Raw genomic sequence first — 24366 nt, 5'->3', positions numbered from 1 at the left:
TGGACATCTGACTGGAGGGCCGGAAGTGACCACCGAGCTGCGCCGTCTGCGTAACTACATCGACGGAGAATTCCGGGACGCCGCCGACGGCCGGACCACCGAGGTGGTCAACCCCGCCAACGGCGAGTCCTACGCCACCGCGCCCCTGTCCGGGCAGGCCGACGTCGACGCCGCCATGGAGGCGGCCGCCGCCGCGTTCCCCGCCTGGCGTGACCTGACGCCCGCCGAGCGCCAGAAGGCCCTGCTGAAGATCGCCGACGCCTTCGAGGAGCGCGCCGAGGAGCTCATCGCGGCCGAGGTCGAGAACACGGGCAAGCCGACCGGGCTCACGCGGTCCGAGGAAATCCCGCCCATGGTCGACCAGATCCGCTTCTTCGCGGGTGCGGCCCGGATGCTCGAAGGCCGCGCCGCCGGCGAGTACATGGAGGGTCTGACCTCCATCATCCGCCGCGAGCCGATCGGCGTCTGCGCGCAGGTCGCGCCCTGGAACTACCCGATGATGATGGGCGTATGGAAGTTCGCCCCGGCGCTCGCCGCGGGCAACACCGTCGTCCTCAAGCCCTCGGACACGACCCCCGCGTCGACCGTCCTGATGGCCGAGATCATCGGCTCCATCGTCCCCAAGGGCGTCTTCAACGTCGTCTGCGGCGACCGTGACACGGGCCGCGCGATGGTCGAGCACCACACCCCGGCGATGGCCTCCATCACCGGCTCCGTGCGCGCCGGCATGCAGGTCGCCGAGTCCGCGTCCAAGGATCTCAAGCGGGTCCACCTGGAGCTGGGCGGCAAGGCCCCGGTCGTCGTCTTCGAGGACGCGAACATCGCCAAGGCCGTCGAGGACATCTCCGTGGCGGGCTTCTTCAACGCGGGCCAGGACTGTACGGCCGCCACGCGCGTGCTCGTCCACGAGTCCATCCACGACGAGTTCGTGACCGCGCTCGCCAAGGCCGCGGCCGACACGAAGACCGGTCAGCCGGACGACGAGGACGTGCTCTTCGGCCCGCTCAACAACGCCAACCAGCTCAAGCAGGTCTCCGGCTTCATCGACCGCCTTCCGGCGCACGCCAAGGTCGAGGCGGGCGGCCAGCGGGTCGGCGAGAAGGGCTTCTTCTACGCCCCGACCGTCGTCTCCGGCCTCAAGCAGGACGACGAGATCATCCAGAACGAGGTCTTCGGCCCGGTCATCACCGTCCAGTCCTTCACGGACGAGGCGCAGGCCGTCTCGTACGCGAACGGCGTGGACTATGCCCTGGCCTCCTCGGTCTGGACGCAGAACCACTCGCGCGCCATGCGCATGTCCAAGGTCCTCGACTTCGGCTGCGTCTGGATCAACACGCACATCCCGCTGGTCGCGGAGATGCCGCACGGCGGCTTCAAGAAGTCCGGCTACGGCAAGGACCTCTCGGCCTACGGGTTCGACGACTACACGCGCATCAAGCACGTGATGACGTCCATCGAGGACTAGTTCACGTACGCCGGGGTTGCCCGCCGCCGGGCACCCCGGGGGTGGCCGGGCACCCCGGCATTAATCGTGTGACGCCCTTTCCGCCCCCGCGTACCGTTGTGTACGCGGGGGCGGCTCCGTGGTGTGCTTCCTTCTTACTCATCTCTGCAAAAGATCCGTAGCGCACCCACTCCCCGTCCCCGCTTTTCCGTACCTACGGGGGTGGGACCTGATGATGACGACGGCCGACGACCTCGCCGCGCTGCTGCTGCGCCGCCGGCAGAGCGTGCGCGTTCCCGCCGAGCCTGCTGTCGGACGGGCCGCCGAGGCCGATGCCGGCGTGGTCGTCCTTGAGGCCGAACTCGCCGACCGCGGGCACCTGTTGACGGTTCCGCTGCGCCGCGCGCTCACCGCGCTCTCCGTCCCCGACCTCGCCGCGACCGGCACGAAGCTGATCGCCGACGTCGACGCGCTGATGGGCTCCGACCGCCAGCACGCCCCGCTGTTCCAGCGCTTCCCCGAGGACATCCCGTACCAGCCCGCGTACGACCGCTACACCGCCCTCATCGTCGAACACCTCGCCGCCCAGCCCCACCAGCCCTGCATGAACTGCGCGGGCACCAAGGCACGCGTGCGTGCGCTCGCGCCCTGCGCGCACCTGCTGTGCGACGACTGCCACCGCAAGGAACTGGACACGGGCTGCTGCGACCTGTGCTGCGTCTGGTACGCCTGCCCGGTCTGCGAGAACCGCTACGAGACGGACGGGCCCACCGACCCCTGGCTCGACACCGGTGCAGGACTCGGCGGTGACGGCGGCCAGATCCTGCGCGCGCTGACCCTGGCCGCGCCGGGCGACGCCGCCGCCGAACTCGCCGCCCTGCTCGCCCGCCGTACGCCCCTGAACCCCCAGGACCACGACGACCTGGTGCTGCTCCTGGGACACCTGGACCCGGCCGACGCCGCCGACTGGCTTCCGGCCGCCATCCCCCTGCGCGAGAGCAAGGCGCTCGCCCTCGCGCCGCTGCTCGACGTGGACGTGCCGGACGTGCGCGCGCTCGTCGGGCGGTACGCGGACACCGCGACCGACGTGCTGCGCATCCTCGTCGTACGGTCCGGGGGCGACCCCGACCTGCTCGCACCGCCGCGGCTGCGCGGGCTCCCACGTCCCGCCCGCCGTGAACTCCTCGCCCTGCTCGACGGATTCGACCTGCGCCGCCTCGCCGAGGACATGGCCCGCAACCCGCGCGCCTGGAAGCGGGTCGGGGAAATCCTGCACCCCTTCGAGCAGGCACACCGGCACGCGCGCGTGGCGCTCGCCTTCGCCGTCCTGCGCGGGACCCGCGTCGGCGACACCGCGCTCTCCGAGGTGCTGCTCGCCGAGGCCGCACGCCACGAGGACGTCCGTATCGAGGGCGACCGGCTGCGGATCTCCACCTGGCAGGGGCGCGTCGAAGAGGCCATCGGCCGCTGGGACACCACGGCCGCGGCCGGGCTGCTGCGCGAGCGACCCGGTGAACTCCTGCGCCGCCTCGACCTGTTGCTCGCCCGGTCGGGCGCCGAGACCCTGCCGGACGCGGTGGGCGAGGCGCTCGCGGACGCCCTGCCGCACACCGCTCCCGGACCGCTGCTCGGTGCGTACGGCCGCATGAAGGTCCGTGCCGTGCCGGGGCACCGCCGCGTCTTCTTCCCGCGCGGGCGCATCACCCGGGCGTACGCGGTCGACGACGACCGGCCGCCGCTGCCGCCCCGGGTGGCGGGGCGTGCCGGTGAGCTGATCGAGGCGGAGGCGGTGCGGCGGCTCGCCGCGGGGCAGGGCGAGCGGGCGGAGGAGGGCGAGCGGTACGACGTGGCCGTCCTCGACGCCTCGCTCGCCGACCTGCCGGTGCCGTTCGCCGAGCGCGCGTCGGCGGCCTCGCTGGTCGCGGTGCCGCGCGGCAGCTCGCTGCCCATGCCCGCGGACAGCGAGACCGTGCGGCTCTTCCTGCACTGGATGCAGCCCAAGGGCGTGCGCGTCGACCTCGACCTGTCCGTCGCGCTCTACGACGACCTGTGGCGCTTCATCGGCCTGTGCGACTACACGCACCTCACGTACGCGGGCGGCGCCGCACGGCACTCCGGCGACCTGACGTCGGCGCCCGCCCCGCACGGGGCCACCGAGTACCTGGACCTGGACCTGCCGCGCCTCGCCAACGCGGGGGTGCGCTTCGTGGTGCCCGCGGTCCTCTCGTACAACAACGTGCCCTTCGACGAACTCCCGGACTCCTTCGCGGGGTTCATGGCGGTCCAGGGCACGAAGCGGGCGGCGTACGACCCGCGCACGGTCCGGCAGCGCTTCGACCTCGCGGGGGACGCGGCGCTGCGCGTGCCGATGATCGTCGACCTGCGCACGCGGCAGGCCTGGTGGGCCGACGTCACCCTCGCCACGGGCGACGGGAACCACGACGTGTGGCGCTACCGCAAGCAGCTGGGCCGCATGGGCAACGACCTGCTCGACACCTTCCAGCCGCGCGGCCGGGCCACCCTGTGGGACCTCGCCTGCTGGACGGCGGCGGCGCGCACCGACGGCCCGGTGTACGTGCGCGGCCGTGGCCACGTCCTGTGGGGCTACCGCCGGGCCGAGGACGAGCCGCGCGCCGACTTCGCGCTGCGGGTCCGCGACGGCTGGGAGCCGGACGAGCTGCGCGCGGAGCCGGAGCTGGCGGGCCGCCGCGCTCTACTGGCCCTCCTGCACGGGGAGTTGGAGGGTACGGCCGGGGCCACGTCGGGCACGGTGTACCGCCTCTACCCGGGCCCCGTCGACGCCTCGCCGCTGGAGCGGATCACCGCAGGGGACCTGGCGGGGTGGCTGGCGCCGGTGTGAGCGGCCGTGGCCGGACGGCCACGGCCGCCGTCCGCTACTTGGGCGGGCGATCGACAGGGTGTCGCGTCCCGACCGCTCGGCTCGACGCAGCGTCCATTGCCTGTACGTGACACGCAGGCGCATGCTGCCGGGGTGCGAGCGAACCCCAGTGCCTCCTCAGTCTCCCGCCGGTCCCTGCTGCGTGCCATCGGCGGCGGGGCGGCCGTCAGCACGCTCGCGGGCTGCGGCGTGCCCGCCGCGTACATCGGGCCCGGTGAGCGTGCCGCCGGGGACCGTTCGCGCCGGGACAAGTCGCTGACCTTCGCGAACTGGCCGCTGTACATCGACACCGACGACGATGACTCGACGAAGCGGCCCTCGCTCGACGCCTTCGAGAAGCGGACCGGCATCGACGTCCGCTACACGGAGGAGATCAACGACAACGACGAGTTCTTCGGCAAGGTCAGCCCGTCCCTGATGAACCACCAGGAGACCGGCCGCGACCTCATCGTCATCAGCGACTGGATGTGCGCGCGCTTCGTGCGCCTGGGCTGGGTCCAGGAGATGGACAGGACCCGGCAGCCGAACGTCACCAAGTACCTGGACCCGCTGTTGCGTTCGCCGCACTTCGACCCGGGCCGCAAGCACACGGTTCCCTGGCAGTCGGGCATCACCGGCATCGCGTACAACAAGCGCAGGCTGGGCCGGGAGATCAAGCAGGTGTCCGACCTGTGGGCCGACGATCTCAAGGGCCGGATCACGCTGCTGTCCGGGCTCGACGAGTCGTTCGCGCTGCTGATGCAGGGCGACGGGGTCGACATCACGAAGTGGAAGGCCGCCGACTTCGACCGGGTGTGCGACCGGGTGGAGAAGCTGGTCGCCTCGAAGCACATACGCCGCTTCACGGGCAACGACTACATCAAGGACCTCTCCAGCGGCGACGTCCTGGCCTGCCAGGCCTACAGCGGTGATGTCATCCAGCTCCAGGCGGACGACCCGGACATCGAGTTCGTCGTTCCCGAGGAGGGGGCGGAACTCTGGGCGGAGTCGCTGATGATCCCGAACCTGGCCCGCCACAAGCAGAACGCGGAACGGCTCATCGACTACTACTACGAGCCGGAGGTCGCCGCCGAGCTGGCCGCCTGGGTCAACTACGTCTGTCCGGTCCCCGCGGCTCGTGACGTCCTCGCCTCCTCCAAGGACAATGACCTCGCGGCCCTGGCCGAGGACCCGCTGATCTTCCCGGACGACGCCATGCGCAAACGGCTCGCGATAGCACGGGACATCACGTCGGAGGAACGCACGGATTTCGCGAAGCGCTGGAACGCGATCGCGGGGCTCTAGTCATCCGCCCCCTCCGCTGTTCAGGAGTCCCGGCGGCGGCGCAAGGCCTTGCGGACGGCGTCGGCCCCGTCCTGGCAGAGCATTCCCCAGTACTCCAGCTTGTCCGTGACGGTCATCCGCACCATCTGCCACTTGAACCACGGCGGAAGCTGCCGGTACGGCACGAAGGTCAGGGTGTCCCTGATGGCGTCGTCGGCGAAGCCGCCGGGGCCCTCGGCGCGCAGCGCGGCGTACAGCTGCGGGGTGAGCTCCCCGTGCAGCCTGGCCGCTGTGCCCGCCGCGGTGAAGGCGAATCCGCGTTCGGCCGCGTCCCGGAAGTCCATCGCCCTGATGATCCGCGGCGACGCCTCGGCCAGCGTGCAGTTGAAGGCCAGCCCGATCGCCGCGGAGCCCAGCGGCCGGATTCTGCCGCTCTCGTACGCAGCGTCCCATGCGGCGAGGTCGTCGAAGCACAGCAGGCTCTCGTCGCCCTCCCAGTTCCACCCGGGGGTCATGGCAGCTCACCTTCCGTCCAAGGCGCCTTCACCGGCGATGGGCCTTCCGGGCGTCCTCGATCGCGTACGACGCCTCCGACCACCACGTCTTCAGCTTGTCCTGCACCTTCGACGCGACCTTCCGCCACTTGAACCACAGCGGCAGCTGCCGGAACGGCACGTGGTCCAGGGTGTCGTCGACGGCGGTCTCGGCGAGGCCGCGATGGCCCTCGGCGCGCAGCGCAGCGTACAGCTCCGGGGTGAGTTCGCCGTTGATCCGGGCCGCGGTGCCCGCCGCCGTGAACGCGAAGCCGCGCTGGCCACGATCGGGCAGCCGCATCGCCCGGAGGATGCGGGGCGAGGCCTCCGCCAGCGGGCAGTTGAAGGCCAGTCCGATCACCGCCGTACCGAGATGCGGCGCGCCGCGTTCGTGGGCCGCGTCCCACTCGGCGGGGTCGTCGACACCCAGCAGCCCCTCGCCGCTCTCCCAGTCCCACCCGGCTGTCACCACGCATGCCTCTCTTCCCCGTGCTCCATTTGAACACCCACGAGACCCGTTCCGTTTCATAGGTAACTGCCTGGTGCGTGCGGCCCTCCCGTTCGGATGCCGCGGATAAGGAACGAACGTGATGCACAAGCAAATCGGCCTTCTCGCGGCGTTCGCCGCTCTGCCTGCCGCCCTCCTCACCGTGGTCGTCTCGTCCCCGGTGTTCGCGGCGGACCCCCCGGCCTACCAGATCGACCTGGCGCAGCTGAACGACTCCGGTTCCTCGGGAACGGCCCTTCTGAGCCTGCGTGGCAACGCGCTGACCGTGTGGATCAAGTCCGAGGGCATGGTGCCGGGACAGCCGTCGGCGCAGCACCTGCACGGGTCCACCGACGGGCACGACTTCCAGTGCCCGGACGGCGGTGACGACACCAACGGTGACGGCATCCTCGACAACACCGAGGCCACCGTCCACTACGGCGACATCAATATCTCGCTCACGGAATCAGGGGGTACCGACGCGGGCAGCGGGCTCGCCGTGGACCGGATGCCGGTGGCCGACGCGCAGGGCAAGGTCTCCTACAAGCGGACCATCACCGTGGGGCAGGACGTGGTCGAGCACATCAAGGACCTGCACATCGTGCAGCACGGCGTCGATCGCAACGACAACGGCAAGTACGACTTCGAGGGCGCCGGCAAGAGCGAACTCGACCCGAAGCTTCCCCAGGAGGCCACCGCCCCGACCAACTGCGGTGTGGTCAAGGGCGCGGCGGTCGGGTCCGTCCCCGTCGGTGGGGTGGAGACCGGGGGCGGGGGAGAGGGCCGTAACTCCTCCGGCGTGGTGACCGGGGCCGCGGGGGCCGCTGCGGCGATGGCCGCCGGCGTGCTGGTTCTCAGGCGGCGACGCAGGGAGACCACCGCCGTGGCCGTACGGAACGGTGACGCCGCGTGAGCCGCTCGGCCTGGCGCATGTGGACCGGGGTCCGGCGCGCCTCCGCCGTCGTGGTCGCCGCCGTCGCGGCCGCTCTGATGCTCACCGCCTGCGCGGGCCAGGACGGCCCGGCCGCCTCGCCTGCCGCCCCACGCCAGAGCGCGGCGCGGGACGGCACGGCGGACGCCCCCACGCCGTCGACGGGATCGGGCAAGGCGGACCCCGCGGCCCTGGACCGGTCGGTTCCGACGCGGGTCGCCATCCCCTCCCTCGGGGTGTCGAGCGCGTTGGAGCCGCTGGGTCAGGGCGGGGACGGGGCGATGACGACGCCCAAGGACCCCGATCTGGCGGGCTGGTACGAACCGGGCCCCACGCCCGGCTCGCGGGGCCCGGCGGTGATCGCCGGACACGTGACCTGGAACGGCGCGGACGCGGTCTTCAAGGGGCTGAAGACGATGAAGGCCGGGGACACCGTCGAGGTGACCCGCGAGGACGGGAAGACGGCCACCTTCACGGTGGACAGGATCGAGGAATACCCGAAGAAGGAATTCCCGACCCTGGAGGTCTACAAGAACATCGACCACGCGGGGCTGCGCCTCATCACCTGCGGCGGCGATTTCGACGCGGACCGGCACTACTACCCCAACAACGTCACGGTGTTCGCGAGCATGACGGGGGTCAGCCCTGGCTGAGCGCGGCCAGCGCGATCCGCTCGGCCACCGGGTTCATGCCCGTGCCCTTGGCGTCCGTCGCGTTGACCGAGTAGGCGAGGCTCCGAGAGCCGTTCTCGGTGGAGGCGATCATGTTCGAGTAGCCGTAGCGGGAGCCGGTCTTGAGCCAGACCACCGTGTCGTCGTCGAGTTCCATCCGCTGGAGCCCCGCACCGAAGACGGCGTCGGGGACGCCCGGGGCGAGCTCGGGCATCGTGAACATCTCCTTCAACTGGGCCCGGGGCACGACCTCTCCGCCGAACAGCGCCTGCGTGAAGACCTCCAGATCGGTGGTGGAGGAGATCATGTCGCCCGCCGCGAACCGGTCCGACTGGTTCCACTCGGTGACGTCGACGAGCCGCGTGCTGCCGTCCGGCTGCTTCATGCTCTGGTAGCCGCGGTTGTGCGGGCCGTGGATGCGCGGGTCGGCGCCGGGAAAGTACGTGTCGCGCATGCGCAGGGGCTTGAAGACCCGCTGGGCGGCCTGGTGGGCGTACGTGTCGCCGGTGACCTTCTCGATCAGCATGCCGAGCACGGTGTAGCCGATGTTGCGGTAGTGCTGCTCGTCGCCGGGGGCGTGCTCGGGGCCCTTGGAGATGGCCGACGCGACGACCTTGCGGTAGTCCAACGTGTCGTAGCGGTGAGCGTATTCGTCGTCGAAGCCGTCGCCCGACCGCAGGCCGCTGGTGTAGTTGAGGAGGCTGCGGACGGGGATGGGCTTGAACTTCGGCTTCTGTCCCGGTCCCTGCTTCTGCTTCTGCTTCGGGAACAGGTCCGGCATGTAGTGCTGCACCGGCTTGTCGAGGTCCAGCTCGCCCTCGGCGGCCAGTTGCAGCGCCACGGCCGCGGTCACGATCTTGGTGATGGACCCGGCGCGGAAGCGCCCGTGAGGGTCGGCCTTCCGCCCCGTGACCAGGTCGTGTACGCCGGAACTCCCGCGCCAGGTTCCGTCCGGGCCGCCCACGCGGACCAGGGCGGCGGTCGCGTCGGCGTTCGGGAGCCCCTTGATCGCCTCGCGCAGGGCCTTGCTGTTGGGCTTTCCGTCGGGTGCGGGATTCTCGGTGGCGTGCTGAGCGGCCGGGGCGTGCGCGAGGGCCGGGGCCGTCGCGGCGCCGGTCAGGCCGAGGACGAGGGTTGCGGCGAGGGCGGTACGGGCGCGGAACTGCACGGTGTGACTCCAGGGTGGGCGCGGCGGGGTGCTGGTGATTCCCATCCTGTTGATCGCGCGGGTGCCGTGGATCCTCACTGGGGAGGGGTGGGCCCCGGTGTTCTCTGAGGGGCAACTCCCGCACCCGTCAGGGGGGTTGCCGGGGTAGTCCCCTAAGGGGCGTCCGCGCGCTCCTGCGCCGCCATCACCTCGTCGCCGTGGTCGAACGCCCACGCGCCGAAGGCCTCGATCGGGTCGAGCAACGTACGCCCCAGGGCGGTGAGTTCGTACTCGACGCGGGGCGGCGACTCCGCGTACGACTGCCGTGCGACCAGGCCGCTGTACTCCAGGCGGCGCAGGGTCTCGGTGAGGATCTTGGGGCTGATGCCGCCGATCCGGCCGCGCAGTTCACCCGGGCGGCGCGGTCCGTGCCGCAGGGCCCAGAGCGTCACGGCGTTCCAGGTGTTGGCGAGCAGATCGAAGGCGAGCCGGGCCCGGCAGTCGGCGAGCAGCCCGTCGTCCGCCGTGTTCGCCGCGTTCGCCGCGTTCGCCGTGTTCGTTGTGCTCGCCGCGCTCACCGCATTCGTCGTCTGCGTCGTCTTAGTCGTGTGCGTCACGTACCGAATGGTGCCTGAGCGCTTTCCTACTGTCGTTCCCAGGCGTGCCCCGGAAGTCCGGGGCACGAGGACGCGAGAGGGGACAGCCATGCGGATCGGCGTCATCGGCACGGGCAACATGGCGGACGCGCTCGGCACCCACTGGGTGCGCGCGGGGCACGAGGTGGTGATCGGCGGACGGGACGAGAGCCGGGCGGCGGCGCTCGCCGCCCGCATGGGCGCGGCGGGGCATGGAACGCCCCGCGCGGCGGCCGAGTCCGGGGACGTGGTGCTGCTCGCCCTGCCCTACGAGGCGGGCGTGGATGTGGTGAGCGGACTTGAAGCCGCCCTGCGTGGGCGGGCGTTGATCGACTGCTCCAATCCCGTGGGGCCGGGCTTCGTCCTCCTCACCGAGGGGGGCCCGTCCGCCGCGCGGCGGCTCGCCGACGCGGCGCCCGGAGCCCACGTCGTCAAGGCGTTCAACCTCTGCCACGAGGACGTATGGCGGATGGACCCGCCGGTCTTCGACGGCCGGCCGCTCGCGGTCCCGGTCTGCGGGGACGACGCGGGGGCCCTGGATCTCGTACGGGAGCTGGTGAAGGACGTCGGCTGCACGCCGGTCACCGCGGGCGGTCTGGAGCGGGCCGGCCTGGTCGAGGCGACGGCGGCGCTGTTCATCGCGCTGTGGGTGCGGGAGGGGGCGGACGCGCAGGCCATCGCGCCACCGCTGGCCTTCGCGGCCGGCGACCCTCGGCGGTCGGGCCTCACGTCGCCCCGGCCATGACGGGCAGCCCTCGTCGCCATGAGAAGCGTGACCGGCAGCCCTCACGGCGCCATGAGAAGCCTCACGTCGCCATGAGAAGAAGGACGAGAACGATGCCGACCACCAGCGCGATGGTCAGCATGAATCCCGCCGGATGCCGTGGATTGAGCCGGTGGCTCCGATGGCCCCGCGCGTCACGCTCGTACACGAAGAGCGGTTCGTCCCGCCTGTCGTCGTCTCTGTTCCCCATGCCCACAAGCTAGTTGAGTGACCGCCCGGCTACGAGAGTGTGCTGTTGGACACTCCGCGCAGCGCGTGCAGCGTGTCGACGCGGTTGGTCGTGATCGAGTCGACGCCGATGTCGATGAGGCGGCGCATCGAGCGCTTCGTGTCCGGCGTCCAGGCCGAGACGAGCAGCCCCTCGTGCTGTACCCGGCCGACGAGATCGTGGTTCAGGAGCGAGAAGCGGTAGTTGAGCCAGCGGGGCCTGATCGCGTCGAGCACACCGGCGCGGGGCGGGGCGAGGGACGTCCAGGTCAGAGCGATCTCGGCGGCGGGATCGGCGGCCCGCACCGCCAGCATCGTCCGGGCGCCCGCGCAGTAGTACGTGCGCTCGGCCGCCCCGCAGTCGGCGATGGCGCCGACGACGGTGCGGACGGACTCGGGGGTCGCACCCGGCAGATCCACCATGAGCCGGTGGCCCTCGGTCGCCGCGACGGCTTCTTCCAGGGTGGGTACGCCGTCCTCGGTGAGGCCGCGCAACTCGTCCACGGAGAGCGCGGACAGAGGGCGGTCGAGTTCCCACAGCCGTTTGAGGGACGCGTCGTGCAGCAGGACGGGCACGCCGTCACGGCTGAGACGGACGTCGATCTCCACCGCGTCCGCGCCCCGGTCGAGCGCGGAGCGCAGGGAGGGGACGGTGTTCTCGCGGACGCGGTAGGGATCGCCTCGATGGGCCACGGCTGTCACGGTGCGCATGGGCCCATTGTGGTGCCGTGCTAGGGGGCGAGCCAGGTCTGCGTGTACGTGTCGATCTCCGCGACGATCTTCGCCTTGCCCGCCGGGTCGAGGAACGACGCCTCGACGGCGTTCTTCGCCAGGTCCGCGATGCCGCGCTCGTCGAGGTCGAGGAGGCGGGCGGCGACCGCGTACTCGTTGTTGAGGTCGGTGCCGAACATGGGCGGGTCGTCGGAGTTGATGGTGACCGGGACCCCGGCGGTGACGAACTGCTTGATCGGGTGCTCGTCGAGGGTCGCGACGGCGCGCGTCGCGATGTTCGACGTCGGGCAGACCTCGAGCGGGATGCGGTGCTCGGCGAGGTGGGCGAGGAGCGCGGGGTCCTGGGCGGCGCTGGTGCCGTGTCCGATGCGCTCGGCGCGCAGGTCGGTGAGGGCGTCCCAGATCGTCTGCGGGCCCGTGGTCTCGCCCGCGTGCGGGACGGAGTGCAGGCCGGCGGCGATCGCGCGGTCGAAGTACGGCTTGAACTGCGGTCGCGGCACGCCGATCTCGGGCCCGCCGAGCCCGAAGGAGACCAGGCCCTCGGGGCGCAGCTTGTCGGTGGTCGCGAGCCGGACCGTCTCCTCGGCGGCTTCGAGCCCCGCCTCGCCCGGGATGTCGAAGCACCAGCGCAGTACGACACCGAGCTCGTCCTCGGCCGCCTTGCGGGCGTCCTCTATGGCGTCCATGAAGGCGCGGTCGTCGATGCCGCGGCGCACGGAGCTGTAGGGGGTGACGGTCAGCTCGGCGTAGCGGATGTTCTGCCGGGCCATGTCACGGGCGATCTCGAACGTGAGCAGGCGTACGTCGTCGGGGGTGCGGACCAGGTCCACGACCGAGAGGTACACCTGAACGAAGTGCGCGAAGTCCGTGAACGTGAAGAAGTCGGCGAGGGCCTCTACGTCCGTGGGCACCTTGGAGTCGGGGTGACGAGCGGAGAGGGCCGAGACGATGCGGGGGGATGCCGAGCCGACGTGGTGCACATGCAGTTCCGCCTTCGGCAGTCCTGCGATGAAGGCATGTGGGTCGTGCTGCTGGCCTGCTGTACGCGGATCGGTCACGGTTTCCTCCCCAGGAACGGAATTGATCGGCTGATCGGTGGGTCGGGGATCATCGTAAGTGGCGTGCCTTCGGGCGTGAGCGGTGGCCGTAGCATGACGGAACGTACGAAAGAGGTGACGCGGCATGTCCCAGGGTTCCGATGCGCCCGAGGGGCGGGACCCTTGGGCTCCGCCGGAAGAGGAAGCGGCGCCGGGGGTGTCCTCGGCGGGCGGTTCCGGGGGGCCCGGGGGGTCCGGAGCTTCGGGGGCTGGGCGCGGGCCGGGGCCGGTGCCGCTGGAGAAGCGGGATCCTTGGGCGCCGCCGGAGGATGCGGGGCCTGTGGGGCAGCCCGGAGGGTGGTCCGCGCCGTCTGCGCCGTCCGCGCATGATCAGTCGACGATGGGTTCGGGGCAGTTGGGGCCTTTTGCGCCGCCTCAGCCGGGTGCGGGTGCGGGTGCTGGCGCCGGCTTGGGCGCTGGGGAGCCTGTGCCGCCGCCCCCGATGGGGCCGGAGGGGCCTGGGCAGGTGCCTTACGGCTATCCCGGGTTTCCGGCCCACCAAGGCCACCAAGGCCACCAGGCTCACCAAGGCGCTCCCGGGCCGTACGGCTATCCCGGCTACCCGGGGCCGCAGGGCGGGCAGGTGCAGGGTCCTCCCGGGTACGGCTGGTCCGCGATGCCGATGGCGCCCGCCAACGGGATGGGCGTGACCGCCCTCGTCCTCGGGATCATCTCGGCCGCCGTCTTCTGTCTGTGGCCCCTGGCGATCGTGCTCGGCATTCTCGCGATCATCTTCGGGGCGATCGGGCGGGGCAGGGCGCGGCGCGGTGAGGCGACGAATCCCGGGCAGGCGCTGGCCGGGATCATCTGCGGGATCGCGGGCATCGTCCTGGGGGTGGCGCTGCTGGTGGTGCTGATCGTGGTGCCGGACGATGCGTTCGAGGAGGACGGGGCTTCGGGTGCCCCCGGCCACTCGACGACGCAGGCCGCCGCCCGCTCCTGATCCCCTGCGGTGCCTGGCGGGGGCGCCTCCAGCGCTACCGCTTCGGGGGGCCCGCAGCGCTGCCGCTTCCGCGCCCAGTGCTGCCGCCTCGGGCGCCCCAGCGCTGCCGTTTCGGGGTGCCTGCAGTGCCCGCCGCCTCGGGCGCCCGGCGCCGCGGCCACGCGGGACCTTCGGCACCGCCGCTTCCCGGCGCCTTCAGTACCGCCGCTTCGCGGTGGATCTTTCTCCGCCCACCCACCCGTTTGCCCTGCGGTGAAGGGTGGGCGAAGGAACTCACCCGATGCGGGGTGATCGGGCGGGTGGGCGGGAAAGAATCCGCCGCGAAGCGGCGGTTCAGGGCGGAGGGCCGACCAGCCGGGGAGGCCGCTCCCACGCCAGGGCAACCACCTCCGCGCCAGCGAAGCTGCCCCGCCAGGGAGACCGCCCCGCCTCAGCAACGCAGCCCCCGCGGCAGCGAAGCCCCCGCGGCAGCGAAGCCCCCGGCAGAGGGACCGCCCCCGCGGCAGCGAAGCCGCCCCCGGCAGCCAAGGCCCCCCGGCCCCCTTCAGCGAAGCCTCTCCCGTGCCCCCATCAGGGCGAAGCCCAGCAGGTTCGGTCCCCGCCACTTCTCCGGGTCCTGGGCCCGCTCGTCGTCGGCCGGCAGGCCTATGCCCCAGATGCGGTCCAGGGGGCTCGCCTCCACCAGCACCCGTGACCCCGTGCCGAGCAGGAACGAACGCAGGGCTTCGGTCGACCCGAACTTGTGCACGCTGCCCTCGACCACGATCCCGAAGCGCTCCCGCTCCCACGTCGCCTCGTCGAAGCCCCGCACCGAGCGCCCCGCGTTCTTCGCCTCGGCGGGCGTACGCGCGGCAAGGACCGCGGTCTCGGCCTCCGCGTCGGAGAAGAGGCGCGCCTTGGCGGCCATCATCCAGTGCTCGGCCGTCCCGTACTCCACCCCGTCCACGGTGAACGGCGACGGCCACCACTGGCTCAGGCAGCTCGGACCGAGCGTTCCGTCCTGCCGTGGACGGTGGCCCCAGAAGTGCAGATACTTCACTCGCTCGCCGGACCGCACGGCCCCGACCAGCGCGTCCACCGAGTCGATCTTCGTCATGCACGCGAGTCTGGCACGCACCACTGACATTCCGTCCTGGGTTTTCCAGGAGGACTCGACACCTGGTCGACAGATTCCGTCGCGTAACCAAAAGGCAACAACGGAATCACTTGTTGGAGTACCACTGCTCTGTCAGGATCGGCACTCAAATCGATCTGGAGCTACGCCGACCCCCTGGGACGGGGGCGACGGCGGAGGAGAGCGTCATGCACAACTTCCAGGCGCAGGACCACTTCGCGGAAGGCGCGCAGTACATCGCGGGACGGCTGACCAAGGGCACCTCAGGGCGCTCCCACGCCGTCGTCGACCCGGCCACCGGTGACGAGGTGCACCGGTACGAACTCGCGGGCGAGAAGGACGTCGACGCCGCGGTGGCCGCCGCCGCGCACGCCTTCCCCGAGTGGGCGGGCGCGACCCCCGGCGAGCGCTCCGACGCCATGCACCGTTTCGCCGGTGTACTGGCCGAGCGCGCGGAGGAGTTCGCGCAGGCCGAGTCGCTCCAGTGCGGCAAGCCCATCAAGCTCAGCCGGGAGTTCGACGTACCCGGGACTGTCGACAATGCCGCCTTCTTCGCGGGAGCGGCCCGGCACCTCCAAGGGCAGTCGGCCGGTGAGTACTCCGGTGACCACACCTCGTACGTACGGCGTGAGCCCATCGGTGTCGTCGGGTCCATCGCGCCCTGGAACTACCCCCTCCAGATGGCCGCCTGGAAGGTGCTTCCCGCCATCGCCGCGGGCAACACGATCGTCCTGAAGCCCGCCGAGCTCACCCCCTTCACCTCGCTCCTCTTCGCGCAGGCCGCCACCGAGGCGGGCATCCCCGACGGTGTCGTCAACATCATCAGCGGGGCCGGGCGCGACGCGGGCGAGCGGCTCGTGGGCCACCCCGACGTCGCCATGACCTCGTTCACCGGGTCCACCGGCGTCGGCAAGCGCGTCGCCGAGATCGCCACCGCCACCGTGAAGCGGCTGCACCTGGAGCTCGGCGGCAAGGCGCCCTTCGTCGTCTTCGACGACGCCGACCTCGAAGCCGCCGTGCACGGCGCGGTCGCCGGTGCGCTCATCAACACCGGCCAGGACTGCACTGCCGCCACGCGCGCGTACGTGCAACGGCCGCTCTACGACGCCTTCGTGGAAGGGGTCGCCGAGCTCATGGAGAGTGTCCGGCTCGGTGATCCCTTCGCCGAGGACACCGACCTCGGGCCGCTCATCTCGCACGTCCACCGTGACCGCGTCGCCGGTTTCGTCGACCGGGCACGCTCCTACGCGCGCGTGGTCACCGGCGGCGAGGCACTCGACCACCCCGGTGCCTTCTACAAGCCGACCCTCATCGCCGATGCCGCGCAGGACAGCGAGATCGTGCAGTCCGAGGTCTTCGGGCCTGTTCTTGTCGTGCTGCCCTTCGACTCCGACGAGGAGGGGATCAGGCTCGCGAACGACACCCCGTACGGACTTGCCGCCTCCGCCTGGAGCCGTGACGTGTTCCGCGCCAACCGGGCGACGCGCGAGATCAAGGCCGGCTGCGTGTGGGTCAACGACCACATCCCGATCCTGAGCGAGATGCCGCACGGCGGATACAAGGCATCCGGCTACGGCAAGGACATGTCCGCCTACTCCTTCGAGGAATACACGCAGATCAAGCACGTCATGTTCGACAACACCGCGGTCGTCCGCAAGGACTGGCACCGCACGATCTTCGGGGACCGATAGCCGACAGCTGGAAGGCCGTCCGACCAGCGGCCGCCCATCCTCCCGAAAGGGCAACCAAGCGCATGGAGCAGTACGAGCCCAACCGCCTCTCCCCGGCCCAACTGGCCGCCATGCACCGCAGCCTCAGGAACGGCAGGGCCTCCCTCACCCGCCGGTCCATGCTGCGGGCCTCGGCGAGCGGCGCGTTCGCCGTCGGCGGTCTCGGGGCGCTCAGCGCCTGCGGGATCCCGGCCGCGAGCAAGGGCCAGGGCGACGTCTCGTCCGAGGACCACTCGGCCAAGGAGAAGCAGATCACCTTCTCCAACTGGACCGAGTACATGGACGTCGACGACAAAGAGCGGCGCCCCACCCTGGACGCGTTCACGAAGCGCACCGGGATCAAGGTCAAGTACACCGAGGACATCAACGACAACGTCGAGTTCTTCGGGAAGATCAAGCCGCAGCTCGCGGCGGGCCAGGACACCGGACGCGACCTCATCTGCGTCACGGACTGGCTGGCGGCCCGGCTCATCCGCTTCGGCTGGGTCCAGAAACTGGACCCGGCCAACCTGCCGCACGCGTACACGAACCTGGCCGCCCAGTTCCGCAACCCGGACTGGGACCCCGGGCGGTCCTACTCGTATCCCTGGACCGGCATCTCCACCGTCATCGCGTACAACAAGAAGGCGACCGACGGCGAAGAGATCACCTCCGTGTCGCAGCTCCTGGACAACCCCAAGCTCAAGGGGCGTGTCGGCTTCCTCTCCGAGATGCGCGACAGCGTCGGCATGACGCTCATCGACATGGGCAAGGACCCCTCGAAGTTCACCGACGACGACTTCGACGCGGCCATCGCCCGCCTGCAGAAGGCCGTCGACAAGAAGCAGATCCGCCGCTTCACGGGCAACGACTACACCTCGGACCTCGACAAGGGCGACCTCGCCGCGTGTCTGGCCTGGGCCGGCGACATCGTCCAGCTGAAGGCCGACAACCCGGACATCGACTTCCACATCCCGGACCAGGGCTACATCACGTCCACGGACAACCTGCTCGTCCCGAACAAGGCGCGCCACAAGGCCAACGCCGAGCGGCTCATCGACTACTACTACGAGCCCGAGCCCGCCGCGCGCCTCGCCGCGTACATCAACTACGTCTGCCCCGTGGACGGGGTGCGGCCCGCGCTGGCGAAGCTCGACAAGGACGCCGCGGACAACCCGCTGATCCTCCCGGACAAGGAGATGGCCGCGAAGTCGCACGGGTTCCGCTCGCTGACGCCGAAGGAAGAGACGGCGTACGAGGAGAAGTTCGCCAAGCTGACCGGTGCCTGACGGCCACGTGCCTCTGTAGTCCCCGTAGCCCCTGTAGTCCCCTCGACTCTCTCCCCTCGACCCCTGGACGCACCATGACGACTGCTACAGAACACGGCGGCGACGTCCGCCTCACCGGGATCAGCAAGACATACGGCTCCTTCACGGCCGTCCGCCCCCTTGACCTCACCGTGCCGCAGGGCTCCTTCTTCGCGCTGCTCGGCGCGTCCGGCTGTGGCAAGACCACCACGCTCCGCATGATCGCGGGCCTGGAGGAGCCCAGCTCCGGCACCGTGCACCTCGGCGAGCAGGACGTCACGGCGCTGCCGCCGTACAAGCGGCCCGTCAACACCGTCTTCCAGTCGTACGCGCTCTTCCCGCACCTCGACATCTTCGAGAACGTCGCCTTCGGCCTGCGCCGCCGCGGCATCAAGTCCGTGAAGGGCAAGGTCGGCGACATGCTCGACCTCGTCCAGCTCGGCGAGCAGGCCCGCAAGAAGCCGCACCAGCTCTCCGGCGGCCAGCAGCAGCGCGTCGCCGTCGCCCGCGCTCTGATCAACCACCCCAAGGTGCTCCTCCTCGACGAGCCGCTCGGCGCACTCGACCTGAAGCTGCGCCGGCAGATGCAGCTCGAACTCAAGCGCATCCAGACCGAGGTGGGCATCACCTTCATCCACGTCACCCACGACCAGGAGGAGGCCATGACGATGGCCGACCAGGTCGCGGTGATGAACGCGGGCCAGGTCGAACAGCTCGGCGCCCCCGCCGACCTCTACGAGAACCCCCGCACCACCTTCGTCGCCAACTTCCTCGGCACCTCGAACTTCATAGAGGCCGAGATCGCGGGCCGCAGCGGCGACGACCTCACCCTCAAGGCAGGCGACGGCAAGCTCGTCCTGCCCGCCGCCCGATGTACCGCCCCCACCACCACCGGCGGCAAGGTCATCCTCGGCGTACGCCCCGAGAAGATCTCCCTCACGCACGCCGACGAGGCCGGGCAGATCCCCGAGGGCCGCAACCGCATCACGGGCCGCATCGCCGACAGCAGCTTCATCGGTGTATCGACGCAGTACGTCGTCAACAGCCCGCTCTGCGAGGACTTCGAGGTCTACGCCCAGAACATCGAGCGCGACACCCGCCTCGTCCCCGGCGTCGAGGTCGTCCTGCACTGGAACCCCGCCCACACCTTCGGCCTGGACGCCGCCCAGGACATCGACGCGGGCGTCGAGAAGGTCGAGGAGGACGCCTCCGCATGACGACCACCCTCACCAAGGCGCCCCCGGCGCAGGAGCCGGACGAGCCGCCGCGCAAGATCCGCAAGCGGGGCCGCCTCGTCCCCTACTGGCTGCTGCTCCCCGGCATCCTCTGGCTCGTCGTCTTCTTCGCGCTGCCGCTGGTCTACCAGGCATCGACGTCCGTCCAGACGGGCTCCCTGGAAGACGGCTTCAAGGTCACCTGGCACTTCGCCACCTACTGGGACGCCCTGAACGACTACTGGCCGCAGTTCCTGCGCTCGGTGATGTACGCGGGCTCCGCCACGATCCTGTGCCTGCTGCTCGGCTATCCGCTCGCGTATCTCATCGCGTTCCGCGCGGGCCGCTGGCGCAATCTCATCCTGATCCTGGTCATCGCGCCGTTCTTCACCAGCTTCCTCATCCGTACGCTGGCGTGGAAGACGATCCTCGCGGACGGCGGCCCCGTCGTGGGCGCCCTCAACACGCTGCACGTCCTGGACGTCACCAGCTGGCTCGGCGTGACGGACGGCGACCGGGTCCTCGCGACTCCACTGGCGGTGATCTGCGGACTCACGTACAACTTCCTGCCGTTCATGATCCTGCCGCTCTACACCTCCCTGGAGCGCATCGACGGCCGCCTGCACGAAGCCGCCGGCGACCTCTACGCGAAGCCGTCCACGACCTTCCGCAAGGTGACCTTCCCGCTCTCCATGCCGGGCGTCGTCTCCGGGACCCTGCTCACCTTCATTCCGGCGGCGGGCGACTACGTGAACGCGGATCTGCTCGGATCCACCGACACCCGCATGGTCGGCAACGTCATCCAGACGCAATTCCTGCGCATCCTGGACTATCCGACGGCCGCGGCCCTTTCCTTCATCCTCATGGCGGCCATCCTCGTCATGGTCACCTTCTACATCCGCAAGTCCGGGACGGAGGATCTCGTCTGATGGCTGCCTTCTTCCGCTGGCTCCGGGGCAAATTCGTCGTCATCGCGGGTCTGTTGACGCTCGCGTATCTGCTGCTCCCGAATGTCGTCGTGACGGTGTTCTCCTTCAACAAGCCGAAGGGGCGCTTCAATTACGCCTGGCAGGAATTCTCGCTCGACGCCTGGAAGGACCCCTGCGGTGTCGCCGACATGTGCGGCTCGCTCTCGCTGAGCCTGCAGATCGCGACCTGGGCGACGATCGGCGCGACCGTGCTAGGCACGATGATCGCCTTCGCGCTCGTCCGCTACCGCTTCCGGGCGCGCGGCGCGGTGAGCTCGCTGATCTTCCTGCCGATGGCGATGCCCGAGGTCGTCATGGCCGCGTCGCTGCTCACGCTCTTCCTCAACATGGGCGCGCAGCTCGGCTTCTGGACGATCCTCATCGCCCACATCATGTTCTGCCTCAGCTTCGTGGTGACCGCCGTCAAGGCGCGCGTGATGTCCATGGACCCGCGCCTGGAACAGGCCGCGCAGGACCTCTACGCGGGCCCCGTGCAGACCTTCGTCCGGGTCACGCTGCCGATCGCAGCACCGGGCATCGCGGCGGGCGCGCTGCTCGCTTTCGCGCTTTCCTTCGACGACTTCATCATCACGAACTTCAACGCGGGCTCCACCGTGACCTTCCCCATGTTCGTCTGGGGATCGGCACAGCGCGGTACGCCCGTTCAGATCAATGTGATCGGTACGGCGATGTTCCTCGTCGCCGTTCTCCTGGTGCTCGGCGGCATGATCGTCTCCAAGCGCCGCAACAAGCAGGCCCGGTAATACCCGGCCGTTCCGAAGGAGTGGAAATCATGGCCCCAAGCGCCATGACCCGTTGGACCAAGTCCCTTTCCGACGCCCAGCCGGTCTCGTACTGGCTGGACGACCCCGGCAAACCACGCGCCGAGCCCGCCCTCACCGGTGACGTGCAGGGCGACCTGCTCGTCGTGGGCGGCGGCTACAGCGGACTGTGGACCGCGCTCATCGCCAAGGAGCGCGACCCGGGCCGCGACGTGGTCCTGGTCGAGGGCCGCGAGGTGGGCTGGGCCGCCTCCGGCCGCAACGGCGGTTTCTGCGCGGCCTCCCTCACCCACGGCATCGCGAACGGCCTGTCCCGCTGGCCCGGCGAGATCGCCAGGCTCGAGGAGCTCGGCGCCCGCAACCTCGACGAGATCGAGGCGGCCGTCAAGCGCTACTCCATCGACTGCGACTTCGAGCGCACCGGTGAGATCGACGTGGCCACCCAGCCGCACCAGCTCGCCGAACTGCACGAGATGTACGAGGAGATGGCGGAGCACGGCCTCGCGGGCGGCTCCGAGCTGCTCGACGCGGACGCCCTGCGCGAGCACGTCGACTCGCCGACCTTCCTCGGCGGCCTCTGGGACCGCGAGGGCGTCGCCATGCTCCACCCGGCGAAGCTGGCTTGGGGCCTCAAGCGCGCCTGCCTGGAGAAGGGCGTACGCGTCTACGAGCACACGCCCGCCCTCGAACTCGTCTCGTCCGGCGCCGGAATGGCCGTACGCACCCCGTACGGCCGGATCCGCGCCCGGCAGGTCGCGCTCGCCACGAACATCTTCCCTTCGCTGGTCAAGCGTGTCCGCGCCTACACGGTCCCGGTCTACGACTACGCGTTGATGACGGAGCCGCTGACCGAGGAGCAGCTCGCGGCCATCGGCTGGAAGAACCGCCAGGGCCTGGGTGACAGCGCCAACCAGTTCCACTACTTCCGGCTCTCCGCCGACAACCGCATCCTGTGGGGCGGTTACGACGCGATCTATCCGTTCGGCGGCAAGCTGCGTGCCGAGCACGACGACCGCCCCGAGACGTACGCGAAGCTCGCGGGCCACTTCTTCACCTGCTTCCCGCAGCTTGAGGGGGTCCGGTTCACGCACGCGTGGGGCGGCGCGATCGACACGTGCTCGCGCTTCTCGGCGTTCTTCGGGACGGCCCACGCGGGCCGCGTCGCGTACGCGGCGGGCTACACGGGCCTCGGTGTCGGGGCCACGCGCTTCGGCGCCGACGTCATGCTGGACCTGCTCTCGGGCGAGCGCACGGAGCGTACGTCCCTGGAGATGGTGCGCACGAAGCCGCTGCCGTTCCCGCCCGAGCCGTTCGCGTGGACGGGCGTGGCCCTGACCAAGTGGTCGCTCGCCCGGGCTGACGAGAACGGCGGCAGGCGCAATCTGTGGCTGAAGACCATGGACAAGCTGGGCCTGGGCTTCGACAGCTGACCAGTAGGGGTTCGGTGGCTTTGACGGCCTCCTGTCGACTCTTCGTCAACAAGTTCCCGGAACCCGCGTAATGCTGCGGCCGGACCTCCCTCTCTCCTGTGACAGGCACAACTGCCGCACAGGAGAGAGGGAGGTCCCGCCATGACTGGCATGACTGGATCGGGCTCGGGTTCGGGGTCGGGCTCGGGAGCGAAGTCGGCGGTCGAATGGCTGGTGTCGGTTGCGCCGGATCCGGAGGCCTGCCGCTGGGAATGGGAGCGCAACCCCCTCGGGGTGGCGCTCCTTCCTGCGGGCAGGCTCTGGGACGTACTCATCCTTCCCGGCGAACTCGGCTATCCCACGCTCGACGTACTGACCCGCTGCATCGACCGTCCGGGCCCCGTGCTCGCGGACTTCGGCGACTCCCGCATGGGGTTCTTCGTCCCGGCGGGCACGGTGGCCCGCTGGATCGGCACGGGCGTACGCGGTGCGGGCAGCGGCACGTGGATCGTGGTCCCTTACCCGGGGCGGTCCACGGGTGGTGTCCGCTGGCTCGTCCCGCCCGACGGCTCGGGCACGCTGACGGATCCGGCACTTCTCGAACTCGCGATGCATGAGGCGGCGGCGCAGTTGGTACCGCGGGACGGGGAGCAGCCGCAGGAGTAGACGAGGAACAGATCGGGAGTAGGCGGAACAGGTCTTGACGAGACCTTGACAACTTGATTGGTCTGGACCAAATTGAGCGGCCCACCCTCCTATCCCCCCATGCCCGGAGGCAGTTGTGGACCGTTCCTCGCCGCATCCCCTCACATGCCGCATCAGACGTCTCACCGTGGCCGCGGCCACGGCCTGCGCGCTCGCCGCATCCGGCCTGCTGGCCACCGAGGCCTCGGCGGGCCCTTCGGCAGCTCCAGCACCGAAAGCGGCAGCCGGCCACGCCCTCGTCGGCTATCTCCACACGAGCTTCGCCAACGGGTCCGGCTACACCCGCCTCGCGGACGTCCCCGAGAGCTGGGACATCATCGACCTCGCCTTCGGCGAACCGACGTCGGCCACCTCCGGCGACATCCGCTTCGACCTCTGTCCGCGGACCGAATGCCCCGGTGTCGAGTCCAAGGACGAGTTCAAGGCCGCGGTCAAGGCCAAGCAGGCGGCGGGCAAGAAGGTCCTGATCTCCATCGGCGGCCAGAACGGCCAGGTCCAGCTGGCCACCGCCCAGGCCCGCGACACCTTCGTCTCCTCGGTCTCCGCGATCATCGACGAGTACGGGCTCGACGGCCTGGACATCGACTTCGAGGGCCACTCCCTCTCGCTGAACGCCGACGACACGGACTTCAAGAACCCGAAGACCCCGTCGATCGTGAACCTCATCGCGGCCGTGAAGACCCTCAAGTCCAAGTACGGCAGCGGCTTCACGCTCACGATGGCCCCCGAGACCTTCTTCGTACAGCTCGGTTACCAGTTCTACGGAACGGGCAAGTGGGGCGGCCAGGACCCCCGCGCCGGCGCCTACCTCCCGGTCATCCACGCCCTGCGCGACGACCTCACGCTGCTGCACGTCCAGGACTACAACTCGGGCCCGATCATGGGCCTCGACAACCAGTACCACTCGATGGGCGGCGCGGACTTCCACATCGCGATGACCGACATGCTGCTCACCGGCTTCCCGGTGGCGGGCGACACGAACAACGTCTTCCCCGCGCTGCCCCCGGAGAAGGTGGCCATCGGCATGCCCGCATCCACGAACGCGGGCAACGGCCACGTCCCCACGACCGAGGTCAACAAGTCCCTGGACTGCCTGACGAAGGGCACCAACTGCGGGACGTACAAGACCCACGGCACCTGGCCGGCCCTGCGCGGCCTGATGACCTGGTCGGTCAACTGGGACCGCCACAACAACTGGGAGTTCTCGAAGAACTTCGACGGCTACTTCGGCTGAGCCGGGTCACCGGGGCCGGTAGGGGGGTGGGTTCGCATTTCGGGTGTCCCTTTCATAAGTGCGGTGACCCCTCTCCGGCCCCTGGGAACGTGGAATGAGACGAGCGTGCGTCTCTGTCGCGCCACTTTGAAGAGACAACGGGTCCTGTCCA

The 24366-nt window shown here is 70.2% G+C and carries 22 protein-coding genes and 1 pseudogene; 15 read left to right on the top strand and 8 right to left on the bottom strand.

Going from position 1 to position 24366, the window contains the following annotated elements:
• The first annotated feature begins 25 nt into the window (after positions 1 to 25).
• The 3 genes from OG302_RS12775 to OG302_RS12765 all read left to right on the top strand — a co-directional run bounded on the left by OG302_RS12775 (position 26) and on the right by OG302_RS12765 (position 5627).
• Positions 26 to 1465: a gamma-aminobutyraldehyde dehydrogenase gene (locus OG302_RS12775; protein WP_371526911.1), complete on the top strand. Its 1440-nt coding sequence runs from the start codon at positions 26 to 28 to the stop codon at positions 1463 to 1465.
• A gap of 211 nt (positions 1466 to 1676) precedes the next feature.
• Complete coding sequence (locus OG302_RS12770) at positions 1677 to 4304, top strand: MXAN_6230/SCO0854 family RING domain-containing protein (protein WP_371526910.1); 2628 nt, start codon at positions 1677 to 1679, stop codon at positions 4302 to 4304.
• Between the two features lie 132 nt (positions 4305 to 4436).
• On the top strand, positions 4437 to 5627 hold the full coding sequence (locus OG302_RS12765) for a spermidine/putrescine ABC transporter substrate-binding protein (RefSeq protein ID WP_371526909.1): 1191 nt from the start codon (positions 4437 to 4439) through the stop codon (positions 5625 to 5627).
• A gap of 20 nt (positions 5628 to 5647) precedes the next feature.
• On the opposite strand, the gene OG302_RS12760 is transcribed toward OG302_RS12765, so the two are convergent.
• Positions 5648 to 6121: a hypothetical protein gene (locus OG302_RS12760; RefSeq protein ID WP_371526908.1), complete on the bottom strand. Its 474-nt coding sequence runs from the start codon at positions 6119 to 6121 to the stop codon at positions 5648 to 5650.
• Between the two features lie 28 nt (positions 6122 to 6149).
• Positions 6150 to 6611 carry a hypothetical protein gene (locus OG302_RS12755; protein WP_371526907.1) on the bottom strand — a complete coding sequence of 154 codons (462 nt, stop codon included), beginning with the start codon at positions 6609 to 6611 and terminating at the stop codon, positions 6150 to 6152.
• Between the two features lie 118 nt (positions 6612 to 6729).
• Here OG302_RS12755 and OG302_RS12750 point away from each other — a divergent pair, with 118 nt between their 5' ends.
• Positions 6730 to 7539, top strand: a complete 810-nt coding sequence (locus tag OG302_RS12750) for a hypothetical protein (protein WP_371526906.1) — start codon at positions 6730 to 6732, stop codon at positions 7537 to 7539.
• Positions 7536 to 8210: a class F sortase gene (locus tag OG302_RS12745; protein ID WP_371526905.1), complete on the top strand. Its 675-nt coding sequence runs from the start codon at positions 7536 to 7538 to the stop codon at positions 8208 to 8210. Before OG302_RS12750 ends, OG302_RS12745 begins: the two co-directional genes overlap by 4 nt.
• Here the strand turns inward: OG302_RS12745 and OG302_RS12740 are convergent.
• Complete coding sequence (locus OG302_RS12740) at positions 8197 to 9396, bottom strand: serine hydrolase domain-containing protein (protein WP_371526904.1); 1200 nt, start codon at positions 9394 to 9396, stop codon at positions 8197 to 8199. The two genes, OG302_RS12745 and OG302_RS12740, sit on opposite strands and share 14 nt — an antisense overlap.
• A gap of 152 nt (positions 9397 to 9548) precedes the next feature.
• Positions 9549 to 9887, bottom strand: coding sequence for a winged helix-turn-helix transcriptional regulator (locus tag OG302_RS12735; RefSeq protein ID WP_371750103.1), 339 nt, complete (start codon positions 9885 to 9887; stop codon positions 9549 to 9551).
• Positions 9888 to 10080: 193 nt separating this feature from the next.
• Between OG302_RS12735 and OG302_RS12730 the strand changes: the two genes are divergently transcribed.
• Positions 10081 to 10755, top strand: a complete 675-nt coding sequence (locus tag OG302_RS12730) for an NADPH-dependent F420 reductase (RefSeq protein WP_371526903.1) — start codon at positions 10081 to 10083, stop codon at positions 10753 to 10755.
• Between the two features lie 61 nt (positions 10756 to 10816).
• Here OG302_RS12730 and OG302_RS12725 read toward each other — a convergent pair whose 3' ends face one another.
• Genes OG302_RS12725 through OG302_RS12715 form a run of 3 tightly spaced genes read right to left on the bottom strand, consistent with a single transcriptional unit; the run spans position 10817 to position 12791 of the window.
• Positions 10817 to 10984, bottom strand: a complete 168-nt coding sequence (locus tag OG302_RS12725) for a hypothetical protein (protein WP_371526902.1) — start codon at positions 10982 to 10984, stop codon at positions 10817 to 10819.
• A 29-nt stretch (positions 10985 to 11013) separates the two neighbouring features.
• Positions 11014 to 11712 carry a glycerophosphodiester phosphodiesterase gene (locus OG302_RS12720; RefSeq protein ID WP_371526901.1) on the bottom strand — a complete coding sequence of 233 codons (699 nt, stop codon included), beginning with the start codon at positions 11710 to 11712 and terminating at the stop codon, positions 11014 to 11016.
• A 20-nt stretch (positions 11713 to 11732) separates the two neighbouring features.
• On the bottom strand, positions 11733 to 12791 hold the full coding sequence (locus OG302_RS12715) for an adenosine deaminase (RefSeq protein ID WP_371526900.1): 1059 nt from the start codon (positions 12789 to 12791) through the stop codon (positions 11733 to 11735).
• Between the two features lie 622 nt (positions 12792 to 13413).
• Here OG302_RS12715 and OG302_RS12710 point away from each other — a divergent pair.
• Positions 13414 to 13773, top strand: a complete 360-nt coding sequence (locus OG302_RS12710) for a DUF4190 domain-containing protein (protein ID WP_371526899.1) — start codon at positions 13414 to 13416, stop codon at positions 13771 to 13773.
• 544 nt (positions 13774 to 14317) lie between these two features.
• Here the strand turns inward: OG302_RS12710 and OG302_RS12705 are convergent.
• Positions 14318 to 14899, bottom strand: a complete 582-nt coding sequence (locus tag OG302_RS12705; protein ID WP_371526898.1) for an NADAR family protein — start codon at positions 14897 to 14899, stop codon at positions 14318 to 14320.
• A gap of 176 nt (positions 14900 to 15075) precedes the next feature.
• Between OG302_RS12705 and OG302_RS12700 the strand changes: the two genes are divergently transcribed.
• The 8 genes and pseudogenes from OG302_RS12700 to OG302_RS12665 form a co-directional block, all read left to right on the top strand.
• Complete coding sequence (locus OG302_RS12700) at positions 15076 to 16578, top strand: gamma-aminobutyraldehyde dehydrogenase (RefSeq protein ID WP_371526897.1); 1503 nt, start codon at positions 15076 to 15078, stop codon at positions 16576 to 16578.
• Between the two features lie 62 nt (positions 16579 to 16640).
• Positions 16641 to 17885 (top strand): PotD/PotF family extracellular solute-binding protein, encoded by a 1245-nt coding sequence (locus OG302_RS12695; RefSeq protein WP_371526896.1) that lies wholly within the window; start codon positions 16641 to 16643, stop codon positions 17883 to 17885.
• A gap of 74 nt (positions 17886 to 17959) precedes the next feature.
• Positions 17960 to 19120: an ABC transporter ATP-binding protein gene (locus OG302_RS12690; protein WP_371526895.1), complete on the top strand. Its 1161-nt coding sequence runs from the start codon at positions 17960 to 17962 to the stop codon at positions 19118 to 19120.
• Positions 19117 to 20046: an ABC transporter permease gene (locus tag OG302_RS12685; protein WP_371526894.1), complete on the top strand. Its 930-nt coding sequence runs from the start codon at positions 19117 to 19119 to the stop codon at positions 20044 to 20046. The genes OG302_RS12690 and OG302_RS12685 overlap by 4 nt, the downstream gene beginning before the upstream one ends.
• The gene (locus OG302_RS12680; protein ID WP_361837916.1) at positions 20046 to 20849 is read left to right on the top strand and encodes an ABC transporter permease; all 804 of its coding nucleotides are present in this window, start codon (positions 20046 to 20048) and stop codon (positions 20847 to 20849) included. Before OG302_RS12685 ends, OG302_RS12680 begins: the two co-directional genes overlap by 1 nt.
• Before the next feature lie 29 nt (positions 20850 to 20878).
• Complete coding sequence (locus OG302_RS12675) at positions 20879 to 22297, top strand: NAD(P)/FAD-dependent oxidoreductase (protein WP_371526893.1); 1419 nt, start codon at positions 20879 to 20881, stop codon at positions 22295 to 22297.
• 150 nt (positions 22298 to 22447) lie between these two features.
• Positions 22448 to 22942, top strand: a complete 495-nt coding sequence (locus OG302_RS12670; protein ID WP_371750102.1) for a hypothetical protein — start codon at positions 22448 to 22450, stop codon at positions 22940 to 22942.
• 268 nt (positions 22943 to 23210) lie between these two features.
• Positions 23211 to 24215: pseudogene (locus OG302_RS12665) on the top strand (chitinase); the annotation flags it as partial.
• Positions 24216 to 24366 lie beyond the last annotated feature (151 nt).

The sequence above is a fragment of the Streptomyces sp. NBC_01283 genome (genome assembly GCF_041435335.1).
In the GTDB taxonomy this organism is placed as follows: Bacteria; Actinomycetota; Actinomycetes; order Streptomycetales; family Streptomycetaceae; genus Streptomyces.
Note: the sequence above shows the minus strand (reverse complement) of the source record. Positions and strands in the feature narration are given on the sequence as shown.